General features: G+C 45.8%; 20 protein-coding genes and 1 pseudogene. 6 read left to right on the top strand and 15 right to left on the bottom strand.

Going from position 1 to position 26,368, the window contains the following annotated elements; all coding sequences use genetic code 11:
* Positions 1 to 569: 569 nt before the first annotated feature.
* Positions 570 to 1,385, bottom strand: a complete 816-nt coding sequence (locus QT998_RS00005; RefSeq protein ID WP_194070899.1) for an acyl-CoA desaturase — start codon at positions 1,383 to 1,385, stop codon at positions 570 to 572.
* 641 nt (positions 1,386 to 2,026) lie between these two features.
* Positions 2,027 to 2,839, bottom strand: coding sequence for an acyl-CoA desaturase (locus QT998_RS00010; RefSeq protein WP_333091172.1), 813 nt, complete (start codon positions 2,837 to 2,839; stop codon positions 2,027 to 2,029).
* A gap of 81 nt (positions 2,840 to 2,920) precedes the next feature.
* On the opposite strand from QT998_RS00010, the gene QT998_RS00015 reads away from it, so the two are divergent.
* A complete protein-coding gene (locus QT998_RS00015) occupies positions 2,921 to 4,153 on the top strand; it encodes a methionine gamma-lyase family protein (protein ID WP_333091174.1) in 1,233 nt (410 codons plus the stop codon).
* 174 nt (positions 4,154 to 4,327) lie between these two features.
* Here QT998_RS00015 and QT998_RS00020 read toward each other — a convergent pair whose 3' ends face one another.
* Positions 4,328 to 4,960, bottom strand: a complete 633-nt coding sequence (locus tag QT998_RS00020) for a Vat family streptogramin A O-acetyltransferase (RefSeq protein ID WP_333091175.1) — start codon at positions 4,958 to 4,960, stop codon at positions 4,328 to 4,330.
* A gap of 82 nt (positions 4,961 to 5,042) precedes the next feature.
* On the opposite strand from QT998_RS00020, the gene QT998_RS00025 reads away from it, so the two are divergent.
* Both QT998_RS00025 and QT998_RS00030 read left to right on the top strand, forming a co-directional pair.
* A complete protein-coding gene (locus QT998_RS00025) occupies positions 5,043 to 5,603 on the top strand; it encodes a GNAT family N-acetyltransferase (protein WP_333217884.1) in 561 nt (186 codons plus the stop codon).
* Positions 5,604 to 5,655: 52 nt separating this feature from the next.
* On the top strand, positions 5,656 to 6,027 hold the full coding sequence (locus QT998_RS00030) for a DUF2237 family protein (RefSeq protein ID WP_333052718.1): 372 nt from the start codon (positions 5,656 to 5,658) through the stop codon (positions 6,025 to 6,027).
* A 119-nt stretch (positions 6,028 to 6,146) separates the two neighbouring features.
* Here the strand turns inward: QT998_RS00030 and QT998_RS00035 are convergent, their stop codons facing one another.
* Positions 6,147 to 7,427: a leucine-rich repeat domain-containing protein gene (locus QT998_RS00035; protein ID WP_333113723.1), complete on the bottom strand. Its 1,281-nt coding sequence runs from the start codon at positions 7,425 to 7,427 to the stop codon at positions 6,147 to 6,149.
* Between the two features lie 95 nt (positions 7,428 to 7,522).
* Complete coding sequence (locus QT998_RS00040) at positions 7,523 to 8,722, bottom strand: Coenzyme F420 hydrogenase/dehydrogenase, beta subunit C-terminal domain (RefSeq protein WP_333113720.1); 1,200 nt, start codon at positions 8,720 to 8,722, stop codon at positions 7,523 to 7,525.
* A gap of 215 nt (positions 8,723 to 8,937) precedes the next feature.
* Here QT998_RS00040 and QT998_RS00045 point away from each other — a divergent pair, with 215 nt between their 5' ends.
* Positions 8,938 to 9,498: a hypothetical protein gene (locus QT998_RS00045; RefSeq protein ID WP_333091183.1), complete on the top strand. Its 561-nt coding sequence runs from the start codon at positions 8,938 to 8,940 to the stop codon at positions 9,496 to 9,498.
* A 335-nt stretch (positions 9,499 to 9,833) separates the two neighbouring features.
* Here QT998_RS00045 and QT998_RS00050 read toward each other — a convergent pair whose 3' ends face one another.
* From QT998_RS00050 to psbZ, 5 genes are all read right to left on the bottom strand, one after another.
* Complete coding sequence (locus QT998_RS00050; protein WP_333091184.1) at positions 9,834 to 11,288, bottom strand: DEAD/DEAH box helicase; 1,455 nt, start codon at positions 11,286 to 11,288, stop codon at positions 9,834 to 9,836.
* A 933-nt stretch (positions 11,289 to 12,221) separates the two neighbouring features.
* Positions 12,222 to 13,538: a 30S ribosomal protein S12 methylthiotransferase RimO gene (rimO, locus tag QT998_RS00055; RefSeq protein ID WP_333091186.1), complete on the bottom strand. Its 1,317-nt coding sequence runs from the start codon at positions 13,536 to 13,538 to the stop codon at positions 12,222 to 12,224.
* 160 nt (positions 13,539 to 13,698) lie between these two features.
* Positions 13,699 to 14,322, bottom strand: a complete 624-nt coding sequence (locus tag QT998_RS00060; RefSeq protein ID WP_333091187.1) for a Uma2 family endonuclease — start codon at positions 14,320 to 14,322, stop codon at positions 13,699 to 13,701.
* Between the two features lie 426 nt (positions 14,323 to 14,748).
* Positions 14,749 to 15,333 (bottom strand): 6,7-dimethyl-8-ribityllumazine synthase, encoded by a 585-nt coding sequence (gene ribH / locus QT998_RS00065; RefSeq protein WP_333091188.1) that lies wholly within the window; start codon positions 15,331 to 15,333, stop codon positions 14,749 to 14,751.
* A 220-nt stretch (positions 15,334 to 15,553) separates the two neighbouring features.
* Positions 15,554 to 15,745, bottom strand: a complete 192-nt coding sequence (gene psbZ, locus QT998_RS00070; RefSeq protein ID WP_333091190.1) for a photosystem II reaction center protein PsbZ — start codon at positions 15,743 to 15,745, stop codon at positions 15,554 to 15,556.
* Between the two features lie 559 nt (positions 15,746 to 16,304).
* Here psbZ and QT998_RS00075 point away from each other — a divergent pair.
* Positions 16,305 to 19,184, top strand: coding sequence for a CBS domain-containing protein (locus tag QT998_RS00075; RefSeq protein ID WP_333113717.1), 2,880 nt, complete (start codon positions 16,305 to 16,307; stop codon positions 19,182 to 19,184).
* Between the two features lie 170 nt (positions 19,185 to 19,354).
* Positions 19,355 to 20,036: pseudogene (locus tag QT998_RS00080) on the top strand (IS1 family transposase).
* Positions 20,037 to 20,145: 109 nt separating this feature from the next.
* Here the strand turns inward: QT998_RS00080 and QT998_RS00085 are convergent.
* The 5 genes from QT998_RS00085 to QT998_RS00105 form a co-directional block, all read right to left on the bottom strand.
* A complete protein-coding gene (locus QT998_RS00085) occupies positions 20,146 to 21,273 on the bottom strand; it encodes a glycosyltransferase family 4 protein (protein ID WP_333091192.1) in 1,128 nt (375 codons plus the stop codon).
* 497 nt (positions 21,274 to 21,770) lie between these two features.
* Positions 21,771 to 22,979, bottom strand: a complete 1,209-nt coding sequence (locus QT998_RS00090) for a DegT/DnrJ/EryC1/StrS family aminotransferase (RefSeq protein ID WP_333113715.1) — start codon at positions 22,977 to 22,979, stop codon at positions 21,771 to 21,773.
* A 614-nt stretch (positions 22,980 to 23,593) separates the two neighbouring features.
* Positions 23,594 to 24,169 carry an alpha/beta hydrolase gene (locus tag QT998_RS00095; protein ID WP_333113714.1) on the bottom strand — a complete coding sequence of 192 codons (576 nt, stop codon included), beginning with the start codon at positions 24,167 to 24,169 and terminating at the stop codon, positions 23,594 to 23,596.
* A 453-nt stretch (positions 24,170 to 24,622) separates the two neighbouring features.
* A complete protein-coding gene (locus QT998_RS00100; protein ID WP_333091197.1) occupies positions 24,623 to 24,928 on the bottom strand; it encodes a DUF3493 domain-containing protein in 306 nt (101 codons plus the stop codon).
* Between the two features lie 202 nt (positions 24,929 to 25,130).
* On the bottom strand, positions 25,131 to 26,363 hold the full coding sequence (locus QT998_RS00105; protein ID WP_194010015.1) for a DUF445 domain-containing protein: 1,233 nt from the start codon (positions 26,361 to 26,363) through the stop codon (positions 25,131 to 25,133).
* Between the last annotated feature and the right edge of the window lie 5 nt (positions 26,364 to 26,368).

Consider the following 26,368-nt stretch of genomic DNA (forward strand, 5'->3'; position numbering starts at 1 on the left):
CTCATGACAATGGATAACTCAATGGATGGCAAAGCATTTGAGGTATTTATTGAGCAATGTTTAGTGCCACAGTTGTGGTCTGGAGCAGTAGACGTGAATTGATAATTTACCCGCGCATAAAGTAGATTCAATTACATCGATGATTGAATCTGTGGGTGCTTCTATTTTATGTTTGTCCCCATACTCACGCCTATTTTAATCCGATTGAATTATGGTGGTCACAACTTAAATCTTTATTGATCCAGTTTTCGCCAACCACCACTAAAATGGTTGATACGATAATTGCTGTGGCTCTTGACTTAATTAATCCGAAACATCTTAAAAACTGGTTTACTAATTGCTGCTACTGTACCTCATAACATCCGGAAGTGCTGTATATAGCGGTTATCAAAAAAGTTAGGTATGCCCTATGCCCTATGCCGCATAGTACCTCATCTTTCTGAAAAAGGCTATAACTGGTTGTTAGTCACAAAAAAACCGGGTTTATTAAAGAAACCCGGTTTCTGAAGCGGTAAGGTGCGCGGTTCGGCACACCCTAAAGAGGTTCTGCCTCTAGGACTGAATTACTGCTATTTTGCTGGTAATTTAACCTTACTAGCCAAACCTAGCGCTTCCAAGACTTGAATTGTCATCCAAGTAAAGTCAATTTCCCACCATTTCATACCGTGACGGGCAGAGTATTGAAAAGCGTGGTGATTGTTGTGCCAGCCTTCGCCGTAAGTCAAAACCGCAACCCACCAACAATTAGTAGAACTATCTTTAGTTTCGTAGGTGCGGTAGCCAAACTTGTGAGTTGCACTGTTTACAAACCAAGTGCAGTGATACACCAAAATTAAGCGGACAAAAATCACCCAAACTACAAAGGGCCAGCCTGCGGCGAAGTAAAGCAACACGCCAAAGACGATTTGTATGGGGAGAAAGTAGTTTTGCAAAAATTGGTAAAACGGATCGCTGGAAATGTCTTTTGTGCAGCGAGCAATTTCAGCGTGGGCGGGGCCTTTATAAAGCATCCAGCCGAGGTGACTCCACCAAAAACCATTCTGGGCATTGTGAGGGTCGATCGCATTTTGGTCGGAGTGGGTGTGGTGCAAGCGGTGCAGCCCAACCCAATCAATTATTCCTCCTTGACAGGCCAGGGCTCCGCAAAATGCTAGAAAGTATTCTACGAATTTTGGTGTCTGAAAGCTGCGGTGGGTGAGTAGGCGGTGCCATCCGAGAGTTATTCCTAAACCGCCGGTGATCCAGTGCATGAATACTGTTAAACCAACTGCTGTCCAGTTGAAGTTACTCGGCAAAAATGCGAACAAAGCTCCGATATGCAGTCCTGCTAAACTAATAACGTGCTTCCAATTGTATTGGAGTTTTTCTTGTGTTGCTATTGTCATTCTTTTTTTTGATTTCTGATGAGATGCAGACTGGAATTCACGTATAAGAGTTTGGATTGAGTCGCGAACTGTTTTGGTGCACGCTTGCCCAAACTGAGCGAGAATGAATGATAGATTTGGGAGTATCTGTGTTTTGCATTTAATAGTGCTATCGGGAGTTCCCGACACCACGCTTTGTAAAAAATGCTTTTTTTAAAAAATCAGATGCTCCCCTAGATTTTGGATGAGGATCGAAAAAGATTTACGATTTAATTGTGAAATTAAAAATTTTGGCGGCAAAACAAAATTTTTTGTTTCTGGTTCTATTATAACTGATTGTGGTGTTGGTTGGGTCGATCGCGCCAGATGATTCAATCTGTGTTCAACGCAACCTGACCCGATCGCCAAAAAAGCATTAGACATTGGTCAGTCGATTTTAGATTTTAGATTTTAGATTTTAGATTCTTCGACTTCGCTCAGAACAAGTTTTAGATTTTAGATTTACTTGCAGCATTGAATCATCGCAGCTTGAACTATCGTCTAAAATTTTCCGATCATCGAGCCTAAGCTAGCGTCGGGGGCGCGGTACCTATTTTTTGGGCGGTAACGAGCCATTAATCCAAAACCGATGACCGACAACCAATGACTAAGTGCGGATCGCCCTATTTTTCTGCTAATTTCACTTTGGTTGCCAAACCCAGCGATTGTAGCAGTTGAATAGTCATCCAAGTGATGTCGATTTCCCACCATTGGAGACCGTGGCGAGCGGAGTATTGAAAGGCGTGGTGGTTGTTGTGCCAGCCTTCACCGTAGGTGAGGACAGCAACCCACCAGCAGTTGGTCGAGCCATCGCCCGACTCGTAGGTGCGGTAGCCAAATTTGTGGGTAGCGCTGTTAACCAGCCAAGTGCAGTGGAACACCACCACGATCCGCATAAATACGCCCCAAACCACGAAAGACCAGCCGCCTAATAAATAAAGCAACACACCGAACACGACTTGGATGGGTATAAAATATGCTTGGAGAAACTTGTATACTGGGTCGTCGCCGATGTCTTTGGTAAAGCGAGGAATTTCAACTCTGATCGGTAGATCCGAGAGCATCCAGCCCATGTGGCTCCACCAGAAGCCTTGATTAGAATCGTGGGGGTCTGTTTCGGTGTCAGAATGTATGTGGTGTAATCGGTGCATTCCTACCCAGTCGATCGGGCCGCCTTCACAGGACAGGGTGCCACAAATAACTAGAAAATACTCTAGCCATTTGGGTGTTTGAAAACTGCGGTGCGTAACGAGACGGTGAAATCCTAGAGTAATCCCTAAACCACCTGTTACCCAGTGCAGGAATACTGCTAAGCCGACAGCAGACCAGCTAAAATTACTCGGCAGCAAAGCAAATAAAGCGCCGATGTGCAGAAAGGCCATAAAGCCTATGACAGGCCAATCAGGAGAAGTTTTTTTGGAAGTTGCAATCGTCATGAATATATTATGTTTACAAACTAGAGGCCGTATTTACGCGATAATCGACGGCGCGCACGCAAATGGTGAGCGAGGTTATAGATGAATAGCGTTTCACGGCTACAGGAAGCAGAACAGGCACTCTTTCAGATTTTTTCTGGTATTGACGCGACAGTCAAGCAAAATCTTCAACGAGTCTTAAAAGCTTTTCGCAGCCACCGGGTTGGAGTCCAGCATTTTGCAGGGGTTACGGGTTACGGCCACGACGATTTGGGTCGGGAAACTTTGGACGCGGTGTTTGCCGCGGTGGTAGGGGCAGAGGCGGCGGCTGTGCGGGTACAGTTTGTTTCGGGTACTCACGCGATCGCCTGTGCTCTTTTTGGCATCCTGCGTCCCGGTGACGAAATGTTGGCAGTGGCTGGTTCTCCCTACGATACTTTAGAAGAAGTGATCGGCTTGCGGGGGCAAGGTCAAGGTTCACTGATTGAGTTTGGCATTAGTTACCGTGAGTTGCCTCTAACTCGCGAAGGAAGTGTGGATTGGCAGACATTGAGCTCTACTATTTCAGCAAAGACTCGCCTGGTTTTGATCCAGCGCTCTTGCGGTTATTCTTGGCGATCGAGTCTGTCTATTTCAGAGATTAAAAAAATCATCGATCTAGTCAAACATCAGAATCCTAACACAATTTGCTTTGTGGATAATTGTTACGGCGAGTTTGTTGAGGATTGCGAACCTACTGCTGTGGGTGCGGATCTGATGGCTGGTTCTTTGATCAAAAATCCGGGGGGTACGATCGTCCCCACAGGAGGTTACATCGCCGGGAGGGCCGATCTGGTGGAAGCGGCAACTTGTCGCTTGACGGCACCGGGAATTGGCAGCAGCGGAGGCGCAACTTTTGATTTGAATCGCTTGCTGTTTCAGGGTTTATTTTTGGCCCCTGGGTTTGTGGGGGAGGCGATGAAGGGCAATCATTTGACGGCTTACGTTTTTTATAAGTTGGGTTATCGGGTGAATCCGATTCCCTTGGCGAGGCGCAGGGATGTGATTCAGGCGATCGAATTCGGTTCTGCTGATAAGTTAATTGCTTTTTGTAGGGCAGTTCAGCAAAATTCTCCGGTGGGTTCCTATTTAGATCCGGTGCCGGCACCGATGCCGGGGTACGAGAGTCAATTGGTGATGGCTGGAGGTACTTTTATTGATGGGAGTACCTCCGAGTTTTCGGCTGACGGGCCTCTGCGCGAGCCCTATGTGGCTTTTTGTCAGGGGGGAACTCATTGGACTCATGTATCTATCGCCCTCGAAGCTGCGATCGATGCTGTAGGCCCGGCCAGGTAAGTTTTTTTGATTGTTGACCTGATTTTGCAGTGTTTTGAGCGCTGATGCTGGCAGATTTACGCTGACAAAGGCAGATTAGAAGATGTCTGCAGGGTGTGCTGTTTGGAGTTTGTGCAGGGCGATCGATCGTGAACCGGTATGCGTAACTGCGGTCAAAATCAATCTGCATAAATTTTACTCAGCATGATTCAGCGCTTGAAGATCGGATTGCATAATTAAGTGAATGTTGCGCGAAATCTTATCAATTTCCCAATCCCACCAACCAATTTTCAACAATTGTGCAATCTCGGCATCGCTGAAACGCTGCTTAATTATACCTGCAGGATTTCCACCAACAACCCGATAAGCGGGAACATCTTTCGTGACAACAGATTTAGCAGCAATAATTGCACCGTCGCCGATTTTAACTCCCGGCAAAATCACCGATTCGTAACCAATCCAAACATCATTACCAATGACAGTATCGCCTTTACTTGGCAGTTCCATCAATAAATTCATCGCTGTTTCCCAACCGTTGCCAAAAATCGGGAATGGGTAGGTAGAAATGCCATCTAGTTTGTGATTTGCACCGTTCATGATAAATTTGACGTTGGTGGCGATCGCACAAAATTTACCAATAATTAATTTCTCATTTCCGTAATTGTAAAGTACATTTTTCTCGAAGTCTTCCGGGGCGATCGGATCGTCGTAGTACGAGTAATCGCCGACAATAATATTTGGCGACTTAACAAAATTTTTGATAAAGCAAACCCGGCGCTGGTCTACCATCGGATAAGGTCGGTTTGGATCTGGCCCAAATTCTGGCATCTTTTTTAAATAAATATTTAGTTTTTAATTGTTAATTATACCTGCAAAATTCTTTATATCCCTAATTTTGGGAATCATTTCCTTGCTAAAATATTCTAGCAGCGCTTACCCGCCCTCGCATCCCAAACACGCCATCAATCCTCATACAAAACTTACCTATCCTACCAATCTGCACCTGCAAGTGAAAATCCGAAACTACGAAATCAGCGACACCGAAAAAATTGCCCAACTCTTTTACGACACAGTGCGCGAAGTCAATATCCGCGATTATACAACAGCCCAAGTAGATGCTTGGGCACCGGCAGACACCGACATTCAAAATTGGATGCAAAGTTTAAGCAGTAAATTTACTTTTGTAGCAGAAGAGGGCGATATAATCGCAGGTTTTGGAGAATTAGAAGCCAACGGCCACATCGATCGCTTTTACTGTCACAAAGACTTTCAAAGACAAGGAGTTGGCAAGCTTATTTTAACACAAATTGAGTCAAAAGCCAAAGATTTAGGAATTAACAAGTTATTTGCCGAAGCCAGCATTACAGCTAGAGTTTTTTTTGAAACCCAGGGATTTATGGTGATTAAAAAGCAAGAAGTAGAACGGAGGGATCAAAAATTAATCAACTTTGTCATGGAAAAATATCTATAAACAACTAGCTTTTGTGTAAAATTAGATCGAAGAGTTTTGCGGAGGAGTTGCGATGGTGACGGAAGCTACAAATGTGCTGGGCGGAAAGTTAGAGACTTGCTGCACTTCCCCAATGACAGGATATTATCGGGACGGCAAATGCAATACAGGTGGTGGCGACTTTGGGGCTCACACTGTTTGTGCTCAACTTACAGAAGAGTTTTTGCAATTCACCAAGTCGAATGGAAATGATTTGAGCACTCCGGTTCCTGAATTTAATTTCCCCGGTTTGAAGCCTGGGGATTGCTGGTGTTTGTGCGCTTCTCGCTGGAAGGAAGCAATGGATGCGGGATGTGCGCCGCTTGTGGTTTTGGGTGCGACTCACGCCCTGACTTTGGAATACGTTTCTTTGGATGAATTGAAGCAGCACGCTGCTGATTTGTAGGAGGATGTGGGTGTGCGATCGCTTTTAGTCAATAAGGGCGATCGGGTTTTTCTGGTGAATATCAAATTTATTATTCGCGAATGAAATATTTAAGTGCGATCGGGCGTCACTGTAAAGTTTTATGGTTGAGTTTCGGGTTCCCAGCTACAGATAGACTCTCCCTTGAGAGGGCAAGTTTTGAGGGCGAGCGGATTTCCTGTGAGGTCGAGCCGAGCCAGGTTAGTCAAGGATTCTAGTGGTTTGATATCACTGATTTGATTGCGACCGAGGTAGAGCGTAGTCAGTTTAGTCAAGGATGCTAGCGGTTTGATGTCGCTGATTTGATTGTAGCTGAGGTTGAGCTCCGTCAGGTTAGTCAAAAATTGTAATGGTTTGATGTCGCTGATTTGATTGCCGCCGAGGTCGAGCCAAGTTAGGTTAGTCCAAGATTGTAATGGTTTGATGTCGCTGATTTTATTGCTGCTGAGGTCGAGCCAAGTTAGGTTAGTCAAAAATTGTAATGGTTTGATGTCGCTGATTTGATTTACGCTGAACTCGAGCCTAGTCAGTTTAGTCAAGGATTCTAGCAGTTTGATGTCGCTGATTTGATTGTAGCTGAGGTTGAGATCATTCAGGTTAGTCAAGGATTCTAGCGGTTTGATGTCACTGATTTGATTGTAGCTGAGGTAGAGCCGAGTCAGGTTAGTCAAGAATTCTAGCGGTTTGATATTACTGATTTGATTGCCACCGAGGGAGAGTACAGTCAGGTTAGTCAAGGATTCTAGCGGTTTGATATTACTAATTTGATTGTTTCTGAGGTTGAGATCATTCAGGTTAGTCAAGGATTCTAGCGGTTTGATATCACTGATTTGATTGCCACCGAGGTGGAGATCCGTCAGGTTAGTCCAAGATTCTAGCGGTTTGATGTCCCTGATTGGATTGTTGCTGAGGTAGAGCCGAGTCAGTTTAGTCAAGGATTCTAGCGGTTTGATGTCACTGATTTGATTGTAGGTGAGGTCGAGCGTAGTCAGTTTAGTCAAGGATGCTAGCGGTTTGATGTCCCTGATTTGATTGTCGTAGAGACCGAGCTGTGTCAAATTAGTCAAGGATGCTAGCGGTTTGATGTCGCTGATTTTATCATCTCTGAGGTAGAGTTCTGTGAGACTCGAAAGTTTCTGATTAGCCGCATCGCACTCTGTAGTCTCAGCTCGTTCCAACAGCGCCTCAACAGTATATTTAGCTTCAGGACTCAAATCAGCTTTTTGGCGGCACCAATCGGCAAATGTTCGTTTGCTGTTTCCCGATCGCACTTCTGCTGCTTTCGCTGATAGCACATTTCCAGATAATGCTAGAATTGCACAACAAGTAAGTGCGATCGACTTTGGTAAATTCATGTGTTTGTTTGCAAATATAAGTGTCATAATCTTGTACCTCTAATTTTCTGAACTGTATACAACAAAGACACGGTAATACCGTGTCCCTGCAAAAGAGCTATTAAAAACTCTGTCTATCCGCCTCACTCAGGTAACTTATACTGCGCGACAATCCGCTTAGCATATTCCGGCACATGAGCCTCCAATTTCTCAGGGTAATTCCGCTTCACGTACAGATAATTGCGAGTGAAATGAGAATCAATTGAAAAACGGGCATATTCCAAACCCTTCGGCCCAATTTTCTCAATAAAAACTCCCATTAACTTCGCCGCCCACATCGGCAAAGTCACCCCTTTTTCATAAGCCGGAATGCTTTGCTGAACGGCTTCCTTTCGGTTTCCCTGAGACATCACCGGCTGAGTATTTAACTGATCCGTTACCAAATCTAACATCTCTTGCCCGGTGTCATTTCGCACCACAATCCACTGCCAGCCAAAAGGTGCGCCCATGTAGCCCACAACTAAATCTGCTAAAGAATTGACGTAATCAAAACAGCTCAAACAAGAAGGAGCAAAAACATCTTTCAATTCCTTAGTATTCAAGCCAAAAAACGGCACTTTTTCTTCCGAACCATCTTCGTGTTTGAAGTGAACGTTAAAGTCTTGCATAAATTCGTAAGCAACAACCGTTTCAGGAGAGCGGCTAGTCGTGTCTAGAAACTTTTGCAAGCCTGCACGGCTGACATTATCTACGCAGGGAGTTCCCAAAACGTAGAGCTTTTCTAAACCGAGTTTTTTCTCGACTGTTCGCAAAGCTTGAATTTGACAGCCGACGCCAATTACTAACAGTCGCTTCATCCCAGATTTTTCGATTTGTTCCAATACTGAAAGGTTGGGAGATAGAGTTGGTTTGTTGACTTTTGCTGCGAGAATCTCCTCGCGATTCCTAGCAATTATTGGCAGAGGTTGAAAGCGGTCTTCTTTGGTGTTTTGGACGCAGACAACGCCTTCAACAATGCCTTTTTCTAGCATTTCGATCGCAATTGAGCTGACAATTCCCGTCCACTGAGCGCCTTCAATTGGTTCTTTTTTCTTAGCCGCCATCATATTTTGACTGACTCCGAAGTACCAATCGTCGGGATTGTCGAGATTGCGCGATCGCCCGTGAATCTCTGCTTCTAGTTCTGCGATATGCTGTGTTAAGAAAGCGCAAGCTTCCTTGACATAATGGATATAATATGTATCGCACAAACCGCATTCGCTGCAAAGCTCTTTAGCGGGGCGGCGGCTTCCGGGTTTGAGGGCTTTAGATTTTTGGTGTTTAGTGGAATCTATGGCGGTCATCTAAATTGCGGATTTTATGGAGCAATGGCTTTTGTTAGGATATCACACCAATTCCGGTGATTAATTATCATCAACGCCCGATCGCCCTGCAAACAACAGCCAGCAGCAAGCGGGCTTTACCTATTGTGCGAATTCTCTCGGCTCGAAATTATTAGTATTGCTCCGGATCGATCGGGCGATCGGGCGAAGAATTTTCTAAATAAAGCTATAAAAAAATGGTAAAATTGTTCCTGACAACAGCCGTCGCTAGCATCATACTCAATATCGCAATTTCGAGCTTAGGATTTGCTGCTTTAGTTCGCCCTGTGGCGGGTATGAATAAAACTGTTATCGCCCTAGAAACAATGCTGAGCGCGACACAAAAGCCCACAGCGATCGACTATTCGCGCTTGGAGATTAGCGGCATGAAATTGGGGATGTCTGTAGAAGAAGCTAAACGCAAGTTGGGAAAACCGCAGCGAGACGAAACTAAATCTGCTGGTTCTGTAATTGGTGGCAAGATTCGCACGTTAACCTACTCAAAATTGACGGTAGCAGCATGGGAAGGCAAAGTTTATTTAATTTCTACTACTAATCCCAAGTTGGCGACAATTGATGGTATCAAGGTAGGAGATGGCAGGCAAAAAGTTGTTAAAACTTACGGTTACGGGTGGCAATCTGTGCATGGTGAAGCCACTCGGTTGACTTACAGGAATGACCAAAAGGCTTCTAATTTGGTTTTGGAACTTAAGGGCGATCGCGTGCAAAAGATTCTTGTCGGGACGCAGCTAGACTAAAATATTATATCAATTCTGGTTGCACTCATACAATGATTGTTGATTGTTGACTGTTGACTGTTGACGGGTGGGTCAAAAAACTGCATGGTTGAGTGTTAACTGTTGACTCGATTTTATTATTCCGATGCAACGGGAAACGATATTACACAACAGTCCAAGAATTCCCGCGTACAGGTTTGCAGTCAGGACTTGCATCTTTGCGATTAGAAATGCCCTTTCATCCCTGGACTAAAGTCGCAGGGTTTTCATTCAACCCAATTTTCTGATAAAAAAAAGGTACGCAGTGCGTACCTTTTCAATTAGAAAATAAGGCGCGCCGAGGCGCACCCTACTAATTAGCTGTTCTGAGGAACAGGAGAACCAACGCTGGGCGCACCCACCTTAGCCCGCTTCTTGATCAAGATTGGCTTGACGCTGTTTTCTCCACCAATCGGGGGATCTTCTTGTTGAGCGTAATCCGCGCCCATCCAAGCCGGACGGCTTTGATCGAAGGCCATTTGCAATGCTGCAGCGGCGATCGCGTGGGAGTCGTATTCCTCGGACAACTCAGACACCAGAGGTAAGAAAGATGCCATCCGTTCGCCAGCCAAAGCTTCGCGAACTTTACCCTGCATTTTTTCCAACTGACGTGCTTCAATTTGTGCCCGTGTCGGAATGTTCCGCACTGTCAAGCTCGATCGAACGTGGCGTTCAATCAAACGCAATTTGCGGCGATCTACCGGTTGAATCAGCGTAATCGCCGTTCCTTCGCGACCGGCCCGACCCGTGCGTCCGATCCGGTGCACATAGCTTTCTACGCTATCGGGTAAATCGTAGTTAATTACGTGAGTCAAGTGATCCACGTCCAAGCCCCGCGCCGCAATATCAGTCGCTACTACCCAGCGGACTTGACATTGGCGGAACCGATGCAGCAAGCGTTCCCGCTGTGCCTGGTTCAAATTACCGTGATACTCGTCCACGCTGTGGCCTGCTGCTTGCAGTTGGCTGGTAAGTTCCGCCGCCGACTGCCGCGTCCGCACAAAAATCAGCGCCGATTCCGGGTCTTCCATTTCTAGAATTGGCTGCAAAGCTCTTGCTTTAGACCAGCCGCGGGGAATCATGTACACGCCTTGGCTGATGCGCTTCGGCGTTGCTTTTGGCTGTTCGACGGTGACGTTGACTGGGTTACGCAAATGGCGCGCTACCAATTTCCGAATGGAAGCTTCCATCGTCGCCGAGAAAAATGCCGTTTGACGATCTTTTGGTGCAGCATCCAAGATTTTTTCCACATCTTGGATAAAGCCCATGCTGAGCATTTCGTCAGCTTCGTCCAAAACCAGCCATTGTATTTTGTCTAGTTTCAGGCTGCCACGGCTGAGCATATCTAATATGCGTCCGGGTGTCCCGACAACTATGTGAACGCCGCGCTTCAAACGCTGCATTTGGCGATCGATCGATTGACCGCCGTACACTGTCAGAACTTGCAGAGAGCGACCTACTTTTACCGGGCCTTCCTTGCTGATACCGCTCAAATCGCGGATAGCTTCTGTTACCTGCATCGCCAATTCGCGGGTCGGTGTCAGCACCAGTGCTTGCACCGCAATTAAATCTAGATCGATCCGCTCCAAGATTGGCAACGAGAATGCTGCCGTTTTGCCCGTTCCTGTTTGGGCTTGACCCACAACGTCGCGACCTGCTAGCAAGTGCGGAATTGCTTGTACTTGGATGGGAGTAGGTTCTGTAAAGCCTAGTGTTTCCAGATGGAGAACGAGTTCTTCCGAAAGACCTAAGCCTTCAAACAATAAATTCATTAATGCTCCTAATAACGAGTCTTAGCCTTCTAAGTCGCCCAACTCGGATGCGGATTTCTGCTCGGCGGCAGGAACTCATTATGAGTTCTGTGTGGTGCTGCGCCTGCGCGCACCTTTTTAAATAGCAATCGAGTATAGGGCAGCTCCGTCGATGGTGACTAATTTACCAATTCGACAGCCGTCTTTGATTTTGTGACATCACCGATACCAACCGCCAGCGATCGGGTTATCGACTTCCAACATTCTTAAAATAGTACATTGGACTTCCTTTGAGGTACTTGCAAGCTTTCTCTCTAGGGCGTTTTATAGTGAGGATGATGACCAGCCCCACTGAACTGCACTACATAATAGTAGTAGTTACAGGTTTGTTAGTTCAGGCGCTATCCCGCAATCCGTCGTCTGCGGGATTCAACAGGGGATGCAGCGACCGTTACTGCCTATCCATCTCAACACTCTTTCGGGATACCGTTGTCGTGTAGGGCGGACGGCGAAGCAATCTCAAATTCTCCCCGCTGGTTTCTGACTTTATATTAGCATAACTCTTTACATTCAGAAACAAAACAGTGAACTACCCGACGGTGACCTGCGTTACACCACGGGCTTCCCAATTCATTGGCAACAACCGCCAGAACTCCGTAATTCTATTGGTCTTACATTGCCTCCAAGGGCAGGAGTCCTGGTTCCCAAGACCCATACTTTTTCTGGCAACACGTACCTTTGAGCTTGGTTTTCGCTTACGGCATTGGTGGTCAAGATGTACCAATTTTATCAGAAGAATTGCTCGTTTCCTCATCCACCCCGTCGCTGTTCCACAGCACGGCTTGGAATTCGACTCACGGGAGTGGAATCGTCAACTCACTGGCACTCATCCCGACGCGAGGCTACACTCTTAGCGCGAGGCTGATGCTGCTTTGGCGGGCGGGACAGTTCGAGCTATACTTCTACTTGACCGTAGAGGTCATAGACATCGGCACTCGTAATTTTCACCGATACGATCGATCCCAGCCGTGCTTCTCCTGTCACATAGACGAGTCCATCTACTTCTGGGGAAAATCTGGCGGATCTACCAATCAACTCGCCTGTCTCTGGCTGTTCTTGTTCTATCAGGACATCAACTACCTGACCGACAGACTCTTGATTCTTTTTCAATGATATAGCTTGTTGTGCCGCCATTACCGAATTGCGCCGCATTTCCATGATTTCTGCTGGTATTTGCTGCGGCAAGCTGAAGGCTGGGGTTCCTTCTTCTGGCGAAAACACGAAAACTCCGACGTGATCGAATTCGTGGCGCTTGACAAATTCCAGCAAATGTGCTGCGTGTTCTTCTGTTTCGCCGGGGAAGCCGACAATAAAAGTTGTCCGCATCACGGCGTTGGGAATTTCTGCTTTGAGCCGATCGACTATAGCATCATTAATCCCAGCTTGAAAAGGTCTGTTCATCGCCCGCAGAATTTCCGGGTGCGAGTGTTGCAGGGGTAAATCCAAATAGGGTAGAACGTTCGGCGTTTCGCGGATTGCCGCGACAACTTGCTGAGTCAAACCTGTAGGATAGGCGTAGTGCATCCGAATCCAGGGTACATCTACTTGGCCCAAAGCGCGCAGCAGTTCGGCTAGCTTCGGTTCGCCGTAGATATCTTTGCCGTAATTCGTGGTAATTTGAGAAATTAAGATAATTTCTTTGACACCTTCGGATGCTAATTGCTTAGCTTCGGCGACAATTGATTCGATCGTGCGCGATCGTTGATTTCCGCGCAAGTGCGGGATAATGCAAAATGCACAGCGGTAGTCACAGCCTTCTGCTATTCGCAGGTAGGCGACACCTTCCGATGTCGTGCGGTAGCGGGGAGTTGTTTCGTCAGCGATGTAAGTAGGTTCGCTAGAGACGAGGGAAACTCGATCGCCCTTTTCGACCTGCTCCATCACGCCGACTATTTTATGATAGTCGCCCGTGCCGACTATGGCGACGGCTTCCGGCAATTCGTCGAGCAATTGCTGCTGAAAATGCTGTGCCATGCAGCCAGTGATGACTACTTTTTTATTAGCTTCTGCCAATTCTACCAAAGTGCGGACTGACTCTTCTCGCGCGGCCTGGATAAAACTGCAAGTATTGACTACAACATAATCGGCTAATTCTTCATTAGAATCCACTTGATAGCCCGCTTGAGCCAGCAAGCCAATCATGTGTTCGGTATCGATGCGATTTTTTTCGCAGCCGAGGTGAGTAAATGCGATCGTTGGCTTCGTTGCCATGAAGTAATTGTTAGTGTTGCGCTATTTTCAAGAACGTTTTATCGTACCACACAATTTGATAATCTGCAATGTGTAAGTGAAAGCTATCGACTGTTGTCGTGTCCGTATGCGATGATCGTCACATAGAATATCGATCGCCCGCAAGCATAATTTCGACTCGCTAGTTCGGCAAGCCAGCGACAAAAATCTGGTCGGCCGTCAACCTCAACTCTGGAAAAGCCAGCGACTCAACTATGTCATCTCCCCCAAACTGGTTGATTTGATATTCCCCGTCAACCAACTGGTAAACCGAGATAGTAGGTTGTTTCGGATTGCCAATGAAGCGTCTGCCGCCCAAAGCAGCATAATCTACAACCCAATATTCCGGGATACCCAGTCTTTCATAATCAGCTACTTTAACCAGGTAATCATCTTGCCAGTTCGTACTGACTACTTCTACAGCCAGTCGCACCGAAGACCCCATCGTGATGATAGATTCTTTTTTCCAGCGCGGCTCGTTTGCAAGTGCGGTTCTGTCTAGGACTATTACGTCTGGCTGATAACCTGCTTCGTCACGGGAAAGCTTGAGTAAGCAGTCACCTGGAATTGAGTAGGGTAATTCACGACGGTCAATTTCAACCGCTAGTTTTGAGGTTATAAAACCCGTAACTTCCGAATGGTCGCCGGTTCCTAAAGGTATTTCAACAATTACTCCATTGTGTAATTCGTACTTATGGACAGAGTTCTCTGGATACCAAGCAACGAACTCATCAAACGTGATTGTTTTGGATATGGTTTGGATCATGTTGTGGTTTCCTCTGTCTGGTGATTAGTATGCGGAAAGCTCAAATATTACACAAGGACTTAGGACAACGTTGTTCGTAATCCTTGACATAGGAAGTGAAGTTTGGTATGATCTCGCGTCCATAATATCAAAATACTGATCGCACCGATCGACCGAATCAGAAATCAGTATCTAGGCGATGAAGTAATTGTTAGTGTTGCGCTATTTCTAAGAACGTTTTTTCGTACCACACAAGGCGATTTTTTTTGCCAGGTGTCGGTTTTATTGTCTGGAGAAACCGGGTTTCTGTAGATTTCTCGTAACTGGCGATTAAACTCCAAGAAACCCGGTTTCTAGGCGCGGCGGTAGTCTGAAGAAACCGGGTTTCTGCCTTAATTTCTCGTAACTGGCGACAAAACTCCAAGAAACCCGGTTTCTGCGGCGAAACTACACCGTTTGATTCGAGGATACATCAGGGGCGATCGCCCGATTAGCCTCACCCGAAATCACTGAAGCAGACGCAGCAGCCAATTGGCCGTAAGAATTTGCGCCCAAACCATTAACTTGACGCATCAAACTGCCCATTTCCAGAGCACTCATCCCATAATTCCAGCCCAAATTGCTCTTAATTCCCGCCCTTTCCAAAGCTTGCTGCATCGTGTCTGTCGTCACCACCCCAAAAATCACCGGCACACCTGTTTGAAAAGCAGCCGCAGCAATTCCCTTAGAAACCTCACCAGCTACAAAATCGAAATGCGGAGTTTGGCCGCGAATCACCGCACCCAGACAGATTACGGCATCGTAGCGACGAGAAAGAGCAGCTTGGCGGGCCACCAAAGGAATTTCAAAACATCCCGGAACCCAATAAAAATCTACTTGATCCCCATGAGGATCAATATCAACCCCGTGGCGCTTCAAACAATCTTGACATCCTTCCAAAAGTTTGCCGACAACCAAATCGTTAAAACGACCGATGACAATAGCAAAGCGCAAAGATTCTGTTTGAGTAAAAGTTCCCTCGAAAACTGTCATATTTGTAGATTTTAGATTTTAGATTTTAGATTTTTTTAGACCTGAAGGCAAAAGTTATACAACAGAAACATCTCATCTTAATCTCAAGTTTAAAAACATACATAATCCAGCGTTCGGTCATTATTTTAGATTTTTCCGAACGCCGGATACCTTCAAGATTCTGATAAATGCCTTCTATCTTATACCTTTTACCTTCTTTTTTCGATCGCTTCGGACGATATTAAACCACCAAAAAGTTTAAAACGCCCACTGCAATAACCAGCAAAAACCACAGACCAGAACCTGCATAAATCAGAGTTTTAGACTGATTCCAGTTTTGGGGAGTTGCATAGGCAACCGGCACGCCAACTACCATCACAAAAGATAGCAGTACCAAAGCCAGTAAAACCAATTGAAACAGAATTGATAACATTTTTTCTCCTGTCGATATAGCCGTGCGTTGTTGACAAATAGTTGCCCATAATCTGGATAAACATTCCAGATTATAGTTTCTGATTCCGCCCAAAACGGGTATCGTACCCCGACACTTTTGAGTGGATATCTCAAGATTTCAGATAAAAATTTAAGCTCGCAGATTTATCCGTGGAGTAAATCTAAAATCTAAAATCTAAAATCTAAAATCGAATGACAGTATCCTGATGGTCGATCGAGAAATTGTCGGTTGAGTCAGCGACTCTTGAGATTTTGACTAATTTTATCATTGTTCGCTACTCCACAGAAAACTGGAAAGGTTAAGTTACAGTCCCAGGCGGTGTCAACAACTAGGCCAAACCCGCATTCGGAGAGGGAGTGAAGTCCCTGTCTCAAAGCTGAAGTCCTCGGTTGAGGACTTTCGCTATAAGAGGGGACATTCAATTCCTGGCGGCTTTTCGGGCTAAGCTGAAACCAAGAGTGAAAGCCCGATCGCCCGATCACGTATCAGAGCGCGAGAAATTGCTACTGTGGGAGTGAGAGAAGGGGAATTTTCGGCTATGGACTTAGTTTTGTGCCACACAACGGCAGATTTTGACAGCTTGGGCGCGGCGGTGGGACTTTGCGTGCTGCACCCAGGTACCAGAATTGTGCTGACGGGGGGGTGTCACCCCACAGTGCGGGATTTTTTGGCGCTACACCGCGACGAGTATCCGCTGATCGAACGCCGATCGGTCAATCCGTCACAAATTCGATCGATTAGTATAGTAGACTCCTCCCAGCGCGATCGTTTGGGAAAAGCCGCCGAATGGCTAGACTTGCCACATATCAAGCAAATAGCCGTTTTCGACCACCACCTGCAAGCCGATTTAGACATACCCGCCACACTCACCCAGATAGAAGCAGTCGGAGCAACCACTACATTAATTGTCGAAAAACTGCGGGAAAAGCTCAATAATTCAACAGAAAACGGCGACACAGCATCCCGCCTGCTACCTTCAGAAGCCACAGTCATGGCCCTGGGTATCCACGTCGATACTGGTTCCCTCACCTTTGAGGGCGCAACGGCGCGAGATGCAATGGCTTTGGCGTGGTTGATGGAACAGGGAGCGAGTTTGGGGGTCATCGCTGAGTATGTAGAACCCGGTTTGTCTCCTCAATTGCAGGATTTGATGCAAGAATCGCTCAAGAATTTGCGATCGGAAACCTTGCACGGTTGTACAGTAGCTTGGGTGCTGCTATCTACTGACAACTATGTTCCCGGGCTTTCTTCCCTAGCTTCCCGCTTGCTCGATTTGACTGAAACCGATGCTCTACTTTTAGGCAATGTTTATAACTTTAGCGAAAACGACAGCAACCGCAACATCGCTGAACCGACAGTTTCCAACCGCTTAGCTATTATCGGTCGATCGCGCATCGAAGGCACAAACCTCAGCGAACTGTTCAAACCTTTTGGCGGCGGAGGCCACGCCAGCGCCGCATCCCTCGCCACCCGCGATGTTGACCCCATGCTGATTTTAAATCAGTTAGCTGATGAATTAAAAGCTCAAATTCCCCACCCTCCCACCGCCCGCGAGTTAATGTCCTCTCCAGTGCGGAGCATTCGCCCGGAAACCTCCGTGGGAGAAGCTCACCGCATCCTCCTACGTTACGGGCATTCTGGGCTGCCTGTGGTCGATGCGGGCGATCGGCTGACGGGCATTATTTCCCGCCGCGACATTGACATTGCCCTGCACCACGGTTTCAGCCACGCCCCGGCTAAGGGTTACATGACTCCGCAGCTAAAAACCATCGCCCCTGATACCTTGCTGCCAGAAATTGAAGCTTTAATGGTGACATATGATATCGGGCGTTTGCCAGTATTGGAAAACGGCGAACTCCTGGGAATTGTGACTCGCACCGACGTATTGCGGGAATTGCACCAACAAAAAACGCGAGACAGGGGAAATAATATTGAATTATCCTATTGTCCCTTGCCCGAATCTGTTGAACAGTTGTTGCGATCGGGCATTAGTCCAGAATTATGGCAGTTATTGTCGATCGCAGCCAATATTGCCAGAGAGCGCGGGTGGCAACTTTATATTGTCGGCGGAGCAGTGCGGGATTTACTCTTAGCAACGGACGATAAAGTGGCGCTAACAGACATTGATTTGGTAGTCGATGGAAACCGCAGCGCCGACGATTCCGGTGCCGGTGTCGAGTTAGCTTCATCGCTACAAAAACTATACCCAGACTCGCGTTTGGACGTTCACGGTGATTTTAAAACCGCCGCGCTATTGTGGCACAAAGACTCTGTTTTCGGCTCCCTGTGGCTGGATATCGCTACGGCTCGTACTGAATTTTATCCTTATCCGGCTGCAAATCCTGAAGTTGAAGCTAGTTCGATCCGTCAAGATTTGTACCGCAGGGATTTTACAATTAATGCGCTGGCTGTGCGGTTGGGAGAGCCTCGTAGTGGCGAATTGTTAGATTTTTTTGGCGGTTTACTAGACTTGAAAGCGCGCCAAATTCGAGTTTTGCACGCTAACAGTTTTATTGAAGATCCGACGCGAATTTATCGGGCTGTAAGGTTTGCGGTGCGGTTGGGATTTGCGATCGAGCCGCAAACTGAAGAATACATCCGCCACGCTACCGAAAGCGGGATTTATTACCGCATTCAAGGGGAAAGCGGCCGAACTCCGGCTTTGGAAACTCGCCTCAAAAGTGAATTGAGGTACATTTTGCAAGCTCCTTACTGGAAGCTTGCTCTGCAAATGTTGGGAGATTTGCAGGCTTTGCGCTGTATTCATCCTACTTTGGAGTTGGATCGAAATTTGTGGCGGCGGCTGCGTTTGCTCGATCGATGTTTGAATGGAAGGAAGAAGGAAGAGGGAAGAAGGAAGAAGGAAGAGGGAAGAAGGAAGAGGGAAGAAGGAAGAGGGAAGAAGGAAGAGGGAAGAGACAATTCCCCACTCCCCATTCCCCATTCCCCATTCCCCATGATCAATATTCCTGATTGGCTGATGCGGCTCGAAGTGTCGATCGCTTATTTAGCACCAGAATATCGGGGTAAAGTAGCTGCAAATCTTCTGTTACCTGCCGACAGTATCAAGCGGCTACAAAATTTGGAAGCGGCAAATCAGGAATTAGCAGAAAATTTGCCGAAGTGCAAGTTACCTAGTCAATTGGTGCTGCTACTGAGGAATTATGAGTTGCCGGTATTAATTGCGATCGCCCTCCAAAGTCCCCGCAGTATCCGCCGTCAGATTTTGGAATATCTCACCAAATGGGCGAATGTCGAGCCGCCTTTAAACGGTAACGACTTGAAGGCTTTGGGTTACAAGCCCGGGCCAGCATTTAAACGGATGTTAGATGACTTGTTGGCGGCTTTGTTGGATGGCCATTTGGGCGATCGGGCTAGTGCGATCGCTTTTTTAGCACAACATTATCCTCAAACTTAGGGGGCGTTGCTGAGTTATATCAAATCCTCTCTTCATCAAAATAGTAAATTAACAGTTAACAGTTAACAGTTAACAGTTAACAGTCAACAGTTAACATCATTCCGGTGCAACCGGAATTGATATTAGAGTATGAATAGGAGGAATAATTTATGCAGCGCCAGCGAATGTAAATCAACCCTATCCGTAAAAATGGCACGAAAAAAGGAAAACAGAACCGCATTTTGTGTCCAATGCGGTTGTCAATTCATCAATGAGTATGAGCCAGGGCGAGGTCAAGCGCGAAACCATCAAAAGTGATTGCCTAAAAATGTACGTTAATGGCATAGGTTTACGGGCGATAGAACGAGTTAATAAAGTTCATAATACCACGGTAATAAATTTGGTAAAATAAATCGGGAAACTGTTACCAGATGTTTATGATTCGGAAGTAATTCCAGAAGTTGGTGAACTCGATGAATTACAAAATTATGCAAAAAACAGACAAAATCTGGCTTTGGACAGCGGTTGACCACTTTAGTCCAGGAATTTTAGGATTGGTATTAGGGGATCGTAGCACTAAGACATTTGAAGCATTATGGGACAAAGTAAGTGCATGGAAATGCTATTTTTATGTAACTGATGGATTGTCTGTATATCCCATGTTTATTCCTGATGGAGATCGGATTGTTAGCAAGACTTATCTGACACTCCTTAGAATGATAAAATACAAGACTAAGACATTATTTAGCTAGGCTACATCCCAAGACTCTTTGTTATTCTAAATGTGAGCAAATGCTCAAGCATTCTATTAAATTATTAATACATTACTTGAAATTTGACGATATTCCCATGACCGGGGCATTCATACCTTAATTCAGCAACGCCAAAAAGCTAGGTGAGTGCCACTTTCAAATTCGGAGTAATTGCAGGGGACAGTATTTCTGTTACGTCAGATTTATCTAAAGGGAACCCAGGTAAAGGGTTATTTAATTTTCATTTTTTGCAGAATCTGCTCTTTGCGCCTAGCAGCAACTTGGGGCCAAGTCAACTCCAAAGCTCGCTGGCGGGCGGAGGCTCCCATCTGAGCGCGCAAATCAGGAGAATTAGATAATTTTCGCAGTCCCTCCACCCAGGCATCCGTATCGTAGGGATCGAGAATTATGCCGTCAATACCATCACGCACCACACCGCCTCCTCCCATCGGCGAAGTAAGAATCGGCAAACCATGACCCATTGCTTCATAGATGACGAGTGCGCTACCTTCCTCAAGACTGGGAAAGGCAAAAAAGTCAGCTTTGCGATAGGCAAAACTGTAGTCAACAGCATAATCAAATTGAACTACATCAGGACGTTTCAGCCAATGACTGCAAGTTTGAGCGATCGCAGGCTCCATCGCTCCAAAAATTGTCAGCGTTCCCTTAATCCCAGCTAGCTCCCAAGCCTTCAAAAGCAAATGAACCCCTTTGCGAACGCAGGCAAAACCTAGGAAAAGGACGTTAACTTCATCCTGCGGCGGTTTTTGAGATTGATAATTGGGGAAACGATCGGGCCACCAACCTTCTGTCGTTACCAGTAGTTTCTCTTCAGGAACCCCGACTTCTTGAAACGATTTTGCTACTATCGGACTAGGACAAAACAGAAAATCAATTAGCTTGAGTTTTTCCTTTTCATCCTGAATATTTTCTGGAGTAACGTTGTGTTGAGGTTCCAACCCCAAGCGAGAGTAAGCATCGTCAAGGATTCTCTTAGATTCGCTTTGATAACTATTAACTCGCTCCAAAACAATTGGCTTGTTCTGGTTGTTAACCCTCTTTACAAAATCTAATGATATACCAGGCCACAAGTATGCCAGATCAAAATCTTTGAAATCTTTGAGAAAACGCTTCTCTGTCTTGATTATGGGAAGACTAGGGCTGCGGTAATATAGTTTTGTCAGAAATGAAGGAATTGCTTCCACTACATTGGGGCCGCGACATTCGCGATCGCAACTCGGGACAACCATGCGAGCCTTCAATTCAGGGCCTTGCCATTCTTTGCACACTGAAAAAAATACGTCGCTAATTCCTCGGTTTCGGGAATGTATTGGGAATAAAGCACTCAATTTTAACATATTAATCAGCAATATTACTCAAGGAATCAGGATAATGAAGTATAGCTATTCTCACATAAGCTATTTTGTATTTAAATTGGATATTCGGAACGGTTTCGCGTACCCATCATACAATATATTGATGGATTTTTGATGCACAATTTAAATGTATAACACCTTAGATTCGCAAATGACTGTAAATAAAGTTATTAGACGCTGCCCTATTGCTATATAACAACTCTAAAGATGGATCAAACCCAACAAATTACCTCATTTTTAACTCGAAAGCCTATAGGTAAACCAATTAAAGCTAAAAAGCTATCTCCTCCCAGATACCCGATGTTTTTAACTACCGCCGGGATCTGGGTATTCTGTTTTTTCGGTAGGTTTACAGACCAATTACGAATTACAAAGAAAGCTAATCATCTAAATGCAGCCTGATTTGAGAGCGGGAGTCAAAAGTCAGGACTAGGATGTTTAATTCTTAAGGAGAGAATCAATCATCCTATCTCAGGACTTTAGCCGACAGTTGCTAAAACAGGATTTTTAGCTTTGCCCAGGGCCAAACATTTTTTAACACCAGCAATTACATCTTCCACATCTGCATCTGTTAATTTAGCTGAAATCGGCAAGCTAACTGTATGCCGCCCAATGTAGCTAGCATTCGGATAGTCTGCAGTCTGCCATCCAAACATTTTTTGATAGACAGGATGTTCCGGCATACTCATGTAATGTACGCCGACACCAATATTTTCAGCATTAATAGCGTTGAGAAACTCGTCGCGGCTGATACCTGTTTTGGCTTCATCTACCAGAATTGTGTACAGGTGATAAGCGTGAATGGTATCCGGTTCCGGGTTCGCTGGCACAGTAATTGGCAAATCCGCAAATGCTTCATTGTAGCGCTGCCAAATCTGCTCCCGCCGCTGCCAATAAGGGGTGACTCGTTTTAATTGATGAATGCCGATCGCAGCTTGCAGATCCATCATATTGTATTTAAAGCCGACTTCCACCACTTCGTAGTGCTTGTAACCCGAGTCGCTGAAGCGCTTCCAAGCATCTTTGCTCATACCGTGCAGCGCTAAAATGTTGAGCCTGTCAGAGTCTGCTTGAGCGCGAGCCAGAATCATACCTCCTTCGCCCGTCGTGATGTTTTTGGTGACATAAAAGCTGAAACATCCGAAGTCGCCAAAAGTGCCTGCTTTCCGTCCCTTGTACTGTGTTTCGATCGCGTGAGCGCAGTCTTCAATCAACTTCAAATTGTGATGGCTAGCAATGGAACAAAGCGCATCCATATCGCAGGGACGACCGGCGAAGTGAACCGGCAAAATTGCCTTAGTTTTGGGAGTTATTTTAGCTTCGACTTGAGCCGGGTCAATATTCATTGTCACCGGATCTACATCCGCCAGTACCGGTGTTGCTCCGGCGTGAATAATCGCATTAACTGTAGCGCAAAAAGTCATTGGAGTAGTAATGACTTCATCCCCCGGTTGCAAGCCAGCAGCGAGGACGCTCAAGTGCAGTCCCGCCGTACAGGAATTAACCGCAACCGCGTACTGGGAACCCTTGTAAGCATTGAATTCGTCTTGAAAAAGCCTGACTTTCGGGCCGGTACCCAACCAACCTGTTTTCATGGTTGCCACCACTTCTTGAATTTCAGCATCTTCGATCGCCGGAGCGCCGAACACCAAGAAACGGTCTTTTGGACGAATAGGATCGTTTTTCATGTTGCTATTTTTAGCCAGTATATAGAGTCGATGGAATGAAAGTGTACTACCCTGAAATTACGATTTTATTTGGATGTGAGGTGCTGTTAATTAATCCAGTCTCTCACCCTTTCCGTTTTTAACTTTTTTTTGTCAAAAGTTTTGGGGAATGCGTTGCGTAATGTTATCTGTGATAGCACTAGCTTACTAATGACTGGTCGTTTTTCTGCAAGTGCCTAATTCTGACAGCATTTCCATATCTTAAAACACATAATCTGTAATGTCCAGCAGATCGTATTTCTATTTATGGAAGATACAGAAGCTCTCAGCCGCATTTTTTGCTCAAAATACCCCAAAAAGAAACATCATTATCAACTTTTATTAACTGTATAACATCTATCCAGGGATAGATTTAAGAGCAAAATTATACTATGTGAGATTTGCTGCTTTTCGATATGAGATTTGGGACTAATTGATTCCCGTTGGGTTGGGAGCTTGTCTACCGCTGCATTCTTGTTTTAGACTGGTGTTAAAATCAGGAAATTTTGCAAAAATAAAATGTGAGTCTGGTGTGGTTTATGCAGGTTCCGAAAAATTGTACGATCGCGCAAATCAACGCTCCTTGACACAATCCCCTACAATCTAGGCAGACGAATCTTGTTCAAAATGTTTTCCAGCCGTTCCGAAACGCCGCCCAATTGTTCTGACAAAGCCACCAGTTTGCCGTAAGCTTCAACTAAACGATCGCCCTCAACATAAACTTCAGCAGCCGGATAATTCCTCATTGCTTCCAGCAGCGTAATCTCGTTATCATTAGTGGCAGACAGCACCAAAGCCGATTTCAAAGCTTCTCGATTTGCATTCCCAGAAGGAGTCCGAATTACCTGACCCACTTCATCGAGAATAATTTCCCCAACCTTACTGTTAAGCGTCCCATCCAAAAACCTTTGATTGACTTTGACCGGTCTCGTAAGATTTCTGCGAACCGCTTCCGGGTCTTGTTTTGCCTGGGACAACAGCATTTCTAACCCGGGCGACATTTTCCCAGTTCCTGCAAAAACTTCTAATTCGCTGACTGGTAAAGTCATTCGGATCACACTGTATTTGAGCACTACCTTTTCGGCCGCCGCCGCCGCACTGCTGTAAAATACAATTCCCGCACCGGCAGCTAAAAATAGCGTCCACCGCACTTTGTAAAATGACCTGCTCATAGTAAAATCTCCCAACAACTTTTTCTAATTAGACTTTGACACATCTGATTAGATTTTAGATTTTAGATTTGGGGATTGGGGATTCGGGATTGGGGATGACAGACGATAACCAGGATTTGCAGCTTTCCTGCTGTGGCATTATTTTTGGGGAACTGTGCTTGGCTTGGCGCGCGCCCTACTGCCCCAAATGCCAAACGCCAGCTTTTCTATCAATGAAGGCTGGCGCTGGGCTGAAATTTGTTTTATATATTTAGGGTCTTTATCAAAGCTGACCCCAATTGAACGAAGTAACAGCGGCTTATGATTAGGGTCTTTAAATGTGCTGACCCCAATTGAACCCACCCTTTAATCATGACAGGGATCGATCGCAAACCAGGATTTCGTAATAATTTCTTTATTATTCTAACTTTTCTTTACCTTAAATATATTTTTGTGTCGATTGGTAAATTTTTGTTACTTCGACTTGGGCGATCGGGCTTCGGCGCGTTGCTCTAGGCGAAACAGGAAGACCATCAGAGCGACGACTCCGACTTGGAGGGCAAAATTTGGCAAAGCAGAGCCTATTTCCCGGCCAGAGGCAATTTGAGCGAGGAAAACCAGACCGCCGATAAAGCCCGAAGCGCCACAAGCTACGTAGACCAACTGTCGCAGAGGCCGGTAGGGAGTGGCTATTTCTGCGGTTAAACGCTCGTATTGTTGGCGGCTGAGGTTGCGGGGGTTTTTGGGGGCGGTGCGATCGTCCGAATTGGGAAGTGGCATAGATTTAGAAAATAAGTAAATTAGGGATTGGGTCAAAAATAACCGATCGACTAACCGCAGGCGAAAGGCAGATGCAACACAGACAAACGCAGATAATTTGATGCTGAGAAAAGCGTAGGAATTCAATGCAACTCTACTGTGCGTGCCAATTCTGCGCTCTATATCATATTACAACTAAATATCTCACAACTGCCGAGAGAAATCATCGCTGCAGCAAAAGTATGACTGTCTGCAAACAGCCCACAAAAACACCTAAAATGCCCCCTAAATTTACAATTCCCTGCAACTCACTTTTGACAATTCCCTGAATTGCTAGCTCTAATTCTTCGGGAGAAGTGCCTTTTACTCGATCGACAATCACCTGGTCGATATTTAAAATCGGGATAGCCTGAGCTACAATTTTTTCTAAATCCCGCTCTAAATAACGATCTAAAACCAAAGCTAGTTCTTTGCTGACAATTTCAAGCGAAGCGCTCATTACCGCTGAAGTTTGCAATCGATTCAGAATCAACCGCGAAATATTTTCCCAGTCAATAGATTTGCTCAACCCATCAAGTACCTCTGTACCCCGCTGTTGAACGTAGGTGCGAACGCTGTCGCGCATTGTTTTTCGCAACTGTCTTACAGTGGAAACCGGTAAGTTTTGCATTGACAAATTTTGCAGCCATTCCTGAAGTCGCCCGCGAATTCCCAAAGAAACTGTTAACTCTGCTAACCGCTTATTTGTTGCTTCTCTGTCGTCGAGACAAAAAGTCCGCAGCCGAGTTAAAGTGTTCCGCAAACCAAACAAATTGGCAACAACCCAATAAGTGCCGCTGGTTTTTTCTCTAAACCCTTCATCGATAATCGAAATATTGCGATCGGTCAAAAAGTCAATTAAAGCCTGCCGCAGCACTTCCGGCGGTATTACTACCTGCAACAGCCAATCAGCCAACTGAGCCGCCTGAGCTTCTGTTAGCTGAATTTCTAGCAAAACTTGGTCAAAAATTTGATTTAGCTGAGCTTCTAAAAAATCTTCCCGGCGCGCCAAAACTTTGAGAATTCGCGGCACAGATTCTCCCAGCAAATCTCGCAGAATGTTAGCGAGAATTTTAGATGTTTTTTGTTCTGCATCTGCTTTTACCTGATCCAGCGCCAACTGCAGCAGCCAGAGAATTATCGACTGCATCCGCTCGGTTTGCAAAAGGCGGCGCGCCAAATTTTGCAATTCTTGTGGTGTCAGCAGCGAACCCATAATTGTGTCAGAAATTCGCTTGGCCAAGCGTTCTTGGTTGCGGGGGATCAAGCCGGGAGTGAAAGGCAATTGCCGCCCTTTGATATAAATAGCTCGATAGGGGCGAAACAGCATTTTGATGGCTATGTCGTTAGTAAAATAGCCAATAATGCCTCCCACTACAGGCGGAGCAAACAACAGCCAAATGTCAGACTGGTTCATCAATA

This window comes from Microcoleus sp. S1D4 (assembly GCF_036700765.1).
In the GTDB taxonomy this organism is placed as follows: Bacteria; Cyanobacteriota; Cyanobacteriia; order Cyanobacteriales; family Microcoleaceae; genus Microcoleus.

Coding starts and splice junctions, on each gene's coding strand:
- QT998_RS00030 (WP_333052718.1), top strand. CDS start 5,656: ATGGTGACGGAAGCTACAAATGTGCTGGGCGGAAAGTTAGAGACTTGC.
- QT998_RS00015 (WP_333091174.1), top strand. CDS start 2,921: ATGAATAGCGTTTCACGGCTACAGGAAGCAGAACAGGCACTCTTTCAG.
- QT998_RS00045 (WP_333091183.1), top strand. CDS start 8,938: ATGGTAAAATTGTTCCTGACAACAGCCGTCGCTAGCATCATACTCAAT.
- QT998_RS00005 (WP_194070899.1), bottom strand. CDS start 1,385: ATGACAATAGCAACACAAGAAAAACTCCAATACAATTGGAAGCACGTT.
- QT998_RS00060 (WP_333091187.1), bottom strand. CDS start 14,322: ATGATCCAAACCATATCCAAAACAATCACGTTTGATGAGTTCGTTGCT.
- QT998_RS00020 (WP_333091175.1), bottom strand. CDS start 4,960: ATGCCAGAATTTGGGCCAGATCCAAACCGACCTTATCCGATGGTAGAC.
- psbZ (WP_333091190.1), bottom strand. CDS start 15,745: ATGTTATCAATTCTGTTTCAATTGGTTTTACTGGCTTTGGTACTGCTA.
- QT998_RS00105 (WP_194010015.1), bottom strand. CDS start 26,363: ATGAACCAGTCTGACATTTGGCTGTTGTTTGCTCCGCCTGTAGTGGGA.
- QT998_RS00050 (WP_333091184.1), bottom strand. CDS start 11,288: ATGAATTTATTGTTTGAAGGCTTAGGTCTTTCGGAAGAACTCGTTCTC.
- QT998_RS00095 (WP_333113714.1), bottom strand. CDS start 24,169: ATGAGCAGGTCATTTTACAAAGTGCGGTGGACGCTATTTTTAGCTGCC.
- QT998_RS00040 (WP_333113720.1), bottom strand. CDS start 8,722: ATGACCGCCATAGATTCCACTAAACACCAAAAATCTAAAGCCCTCAAA.
- QT998_RS00100 (WP_333091197.1), bottom strand. CDS start 24,928: ATGCCACTTCCCAATTCGGACGATCGCACCGCCCCCAAAAACCCCCGC.
- QT998_RS00085 (WP_333091192.1), bottom strand. CDS start 21,273: ATGTTAAAATTGAGTGCTTTATTCCCAATACATTCCCGAAACCGAGGA.
- QT998_RS00035 (WP_333113723.1), bottom strand. CDS start 7,427: ATGACACTTATATTTGCAAACAAACACATGAATTTACCAAAGTCGATC.
- ribH (WP_333091188.1), bottom strand. CDS start 15,333: ATGACAGTTTTCGAGGGAACTTTTACTCAAACAGAATCTTTGCGCTTT.
- QT998_RS00075 (WP_333113717.1), top strand. CDS start 16,305: ATGGACTTAGTTTTGTGCCACACAACGGCAGATTTTGACAGCTTGGGC.
- QT998_RS00090 (WP_333113715.1), bottom strand. CDS start 22,979: ATGAAAAACGATCCTATTCGTCCAAAAGACCGTTTCTTGGTGTTCGGC.
- QT998_RS00010 (WP_333091172.1), bottom strand. CDS start 2,839: ATGACGATTGCAACTTCCAAAAAAACTTCTCCTGATTGGCCTGTCATA.
- rimO (WP_333091186.1), bottom strand. CDS start 13,538: ATGGCAACGAAGCCAACGATCGCATTTACTCACCTCGGCTGCGAAAAA.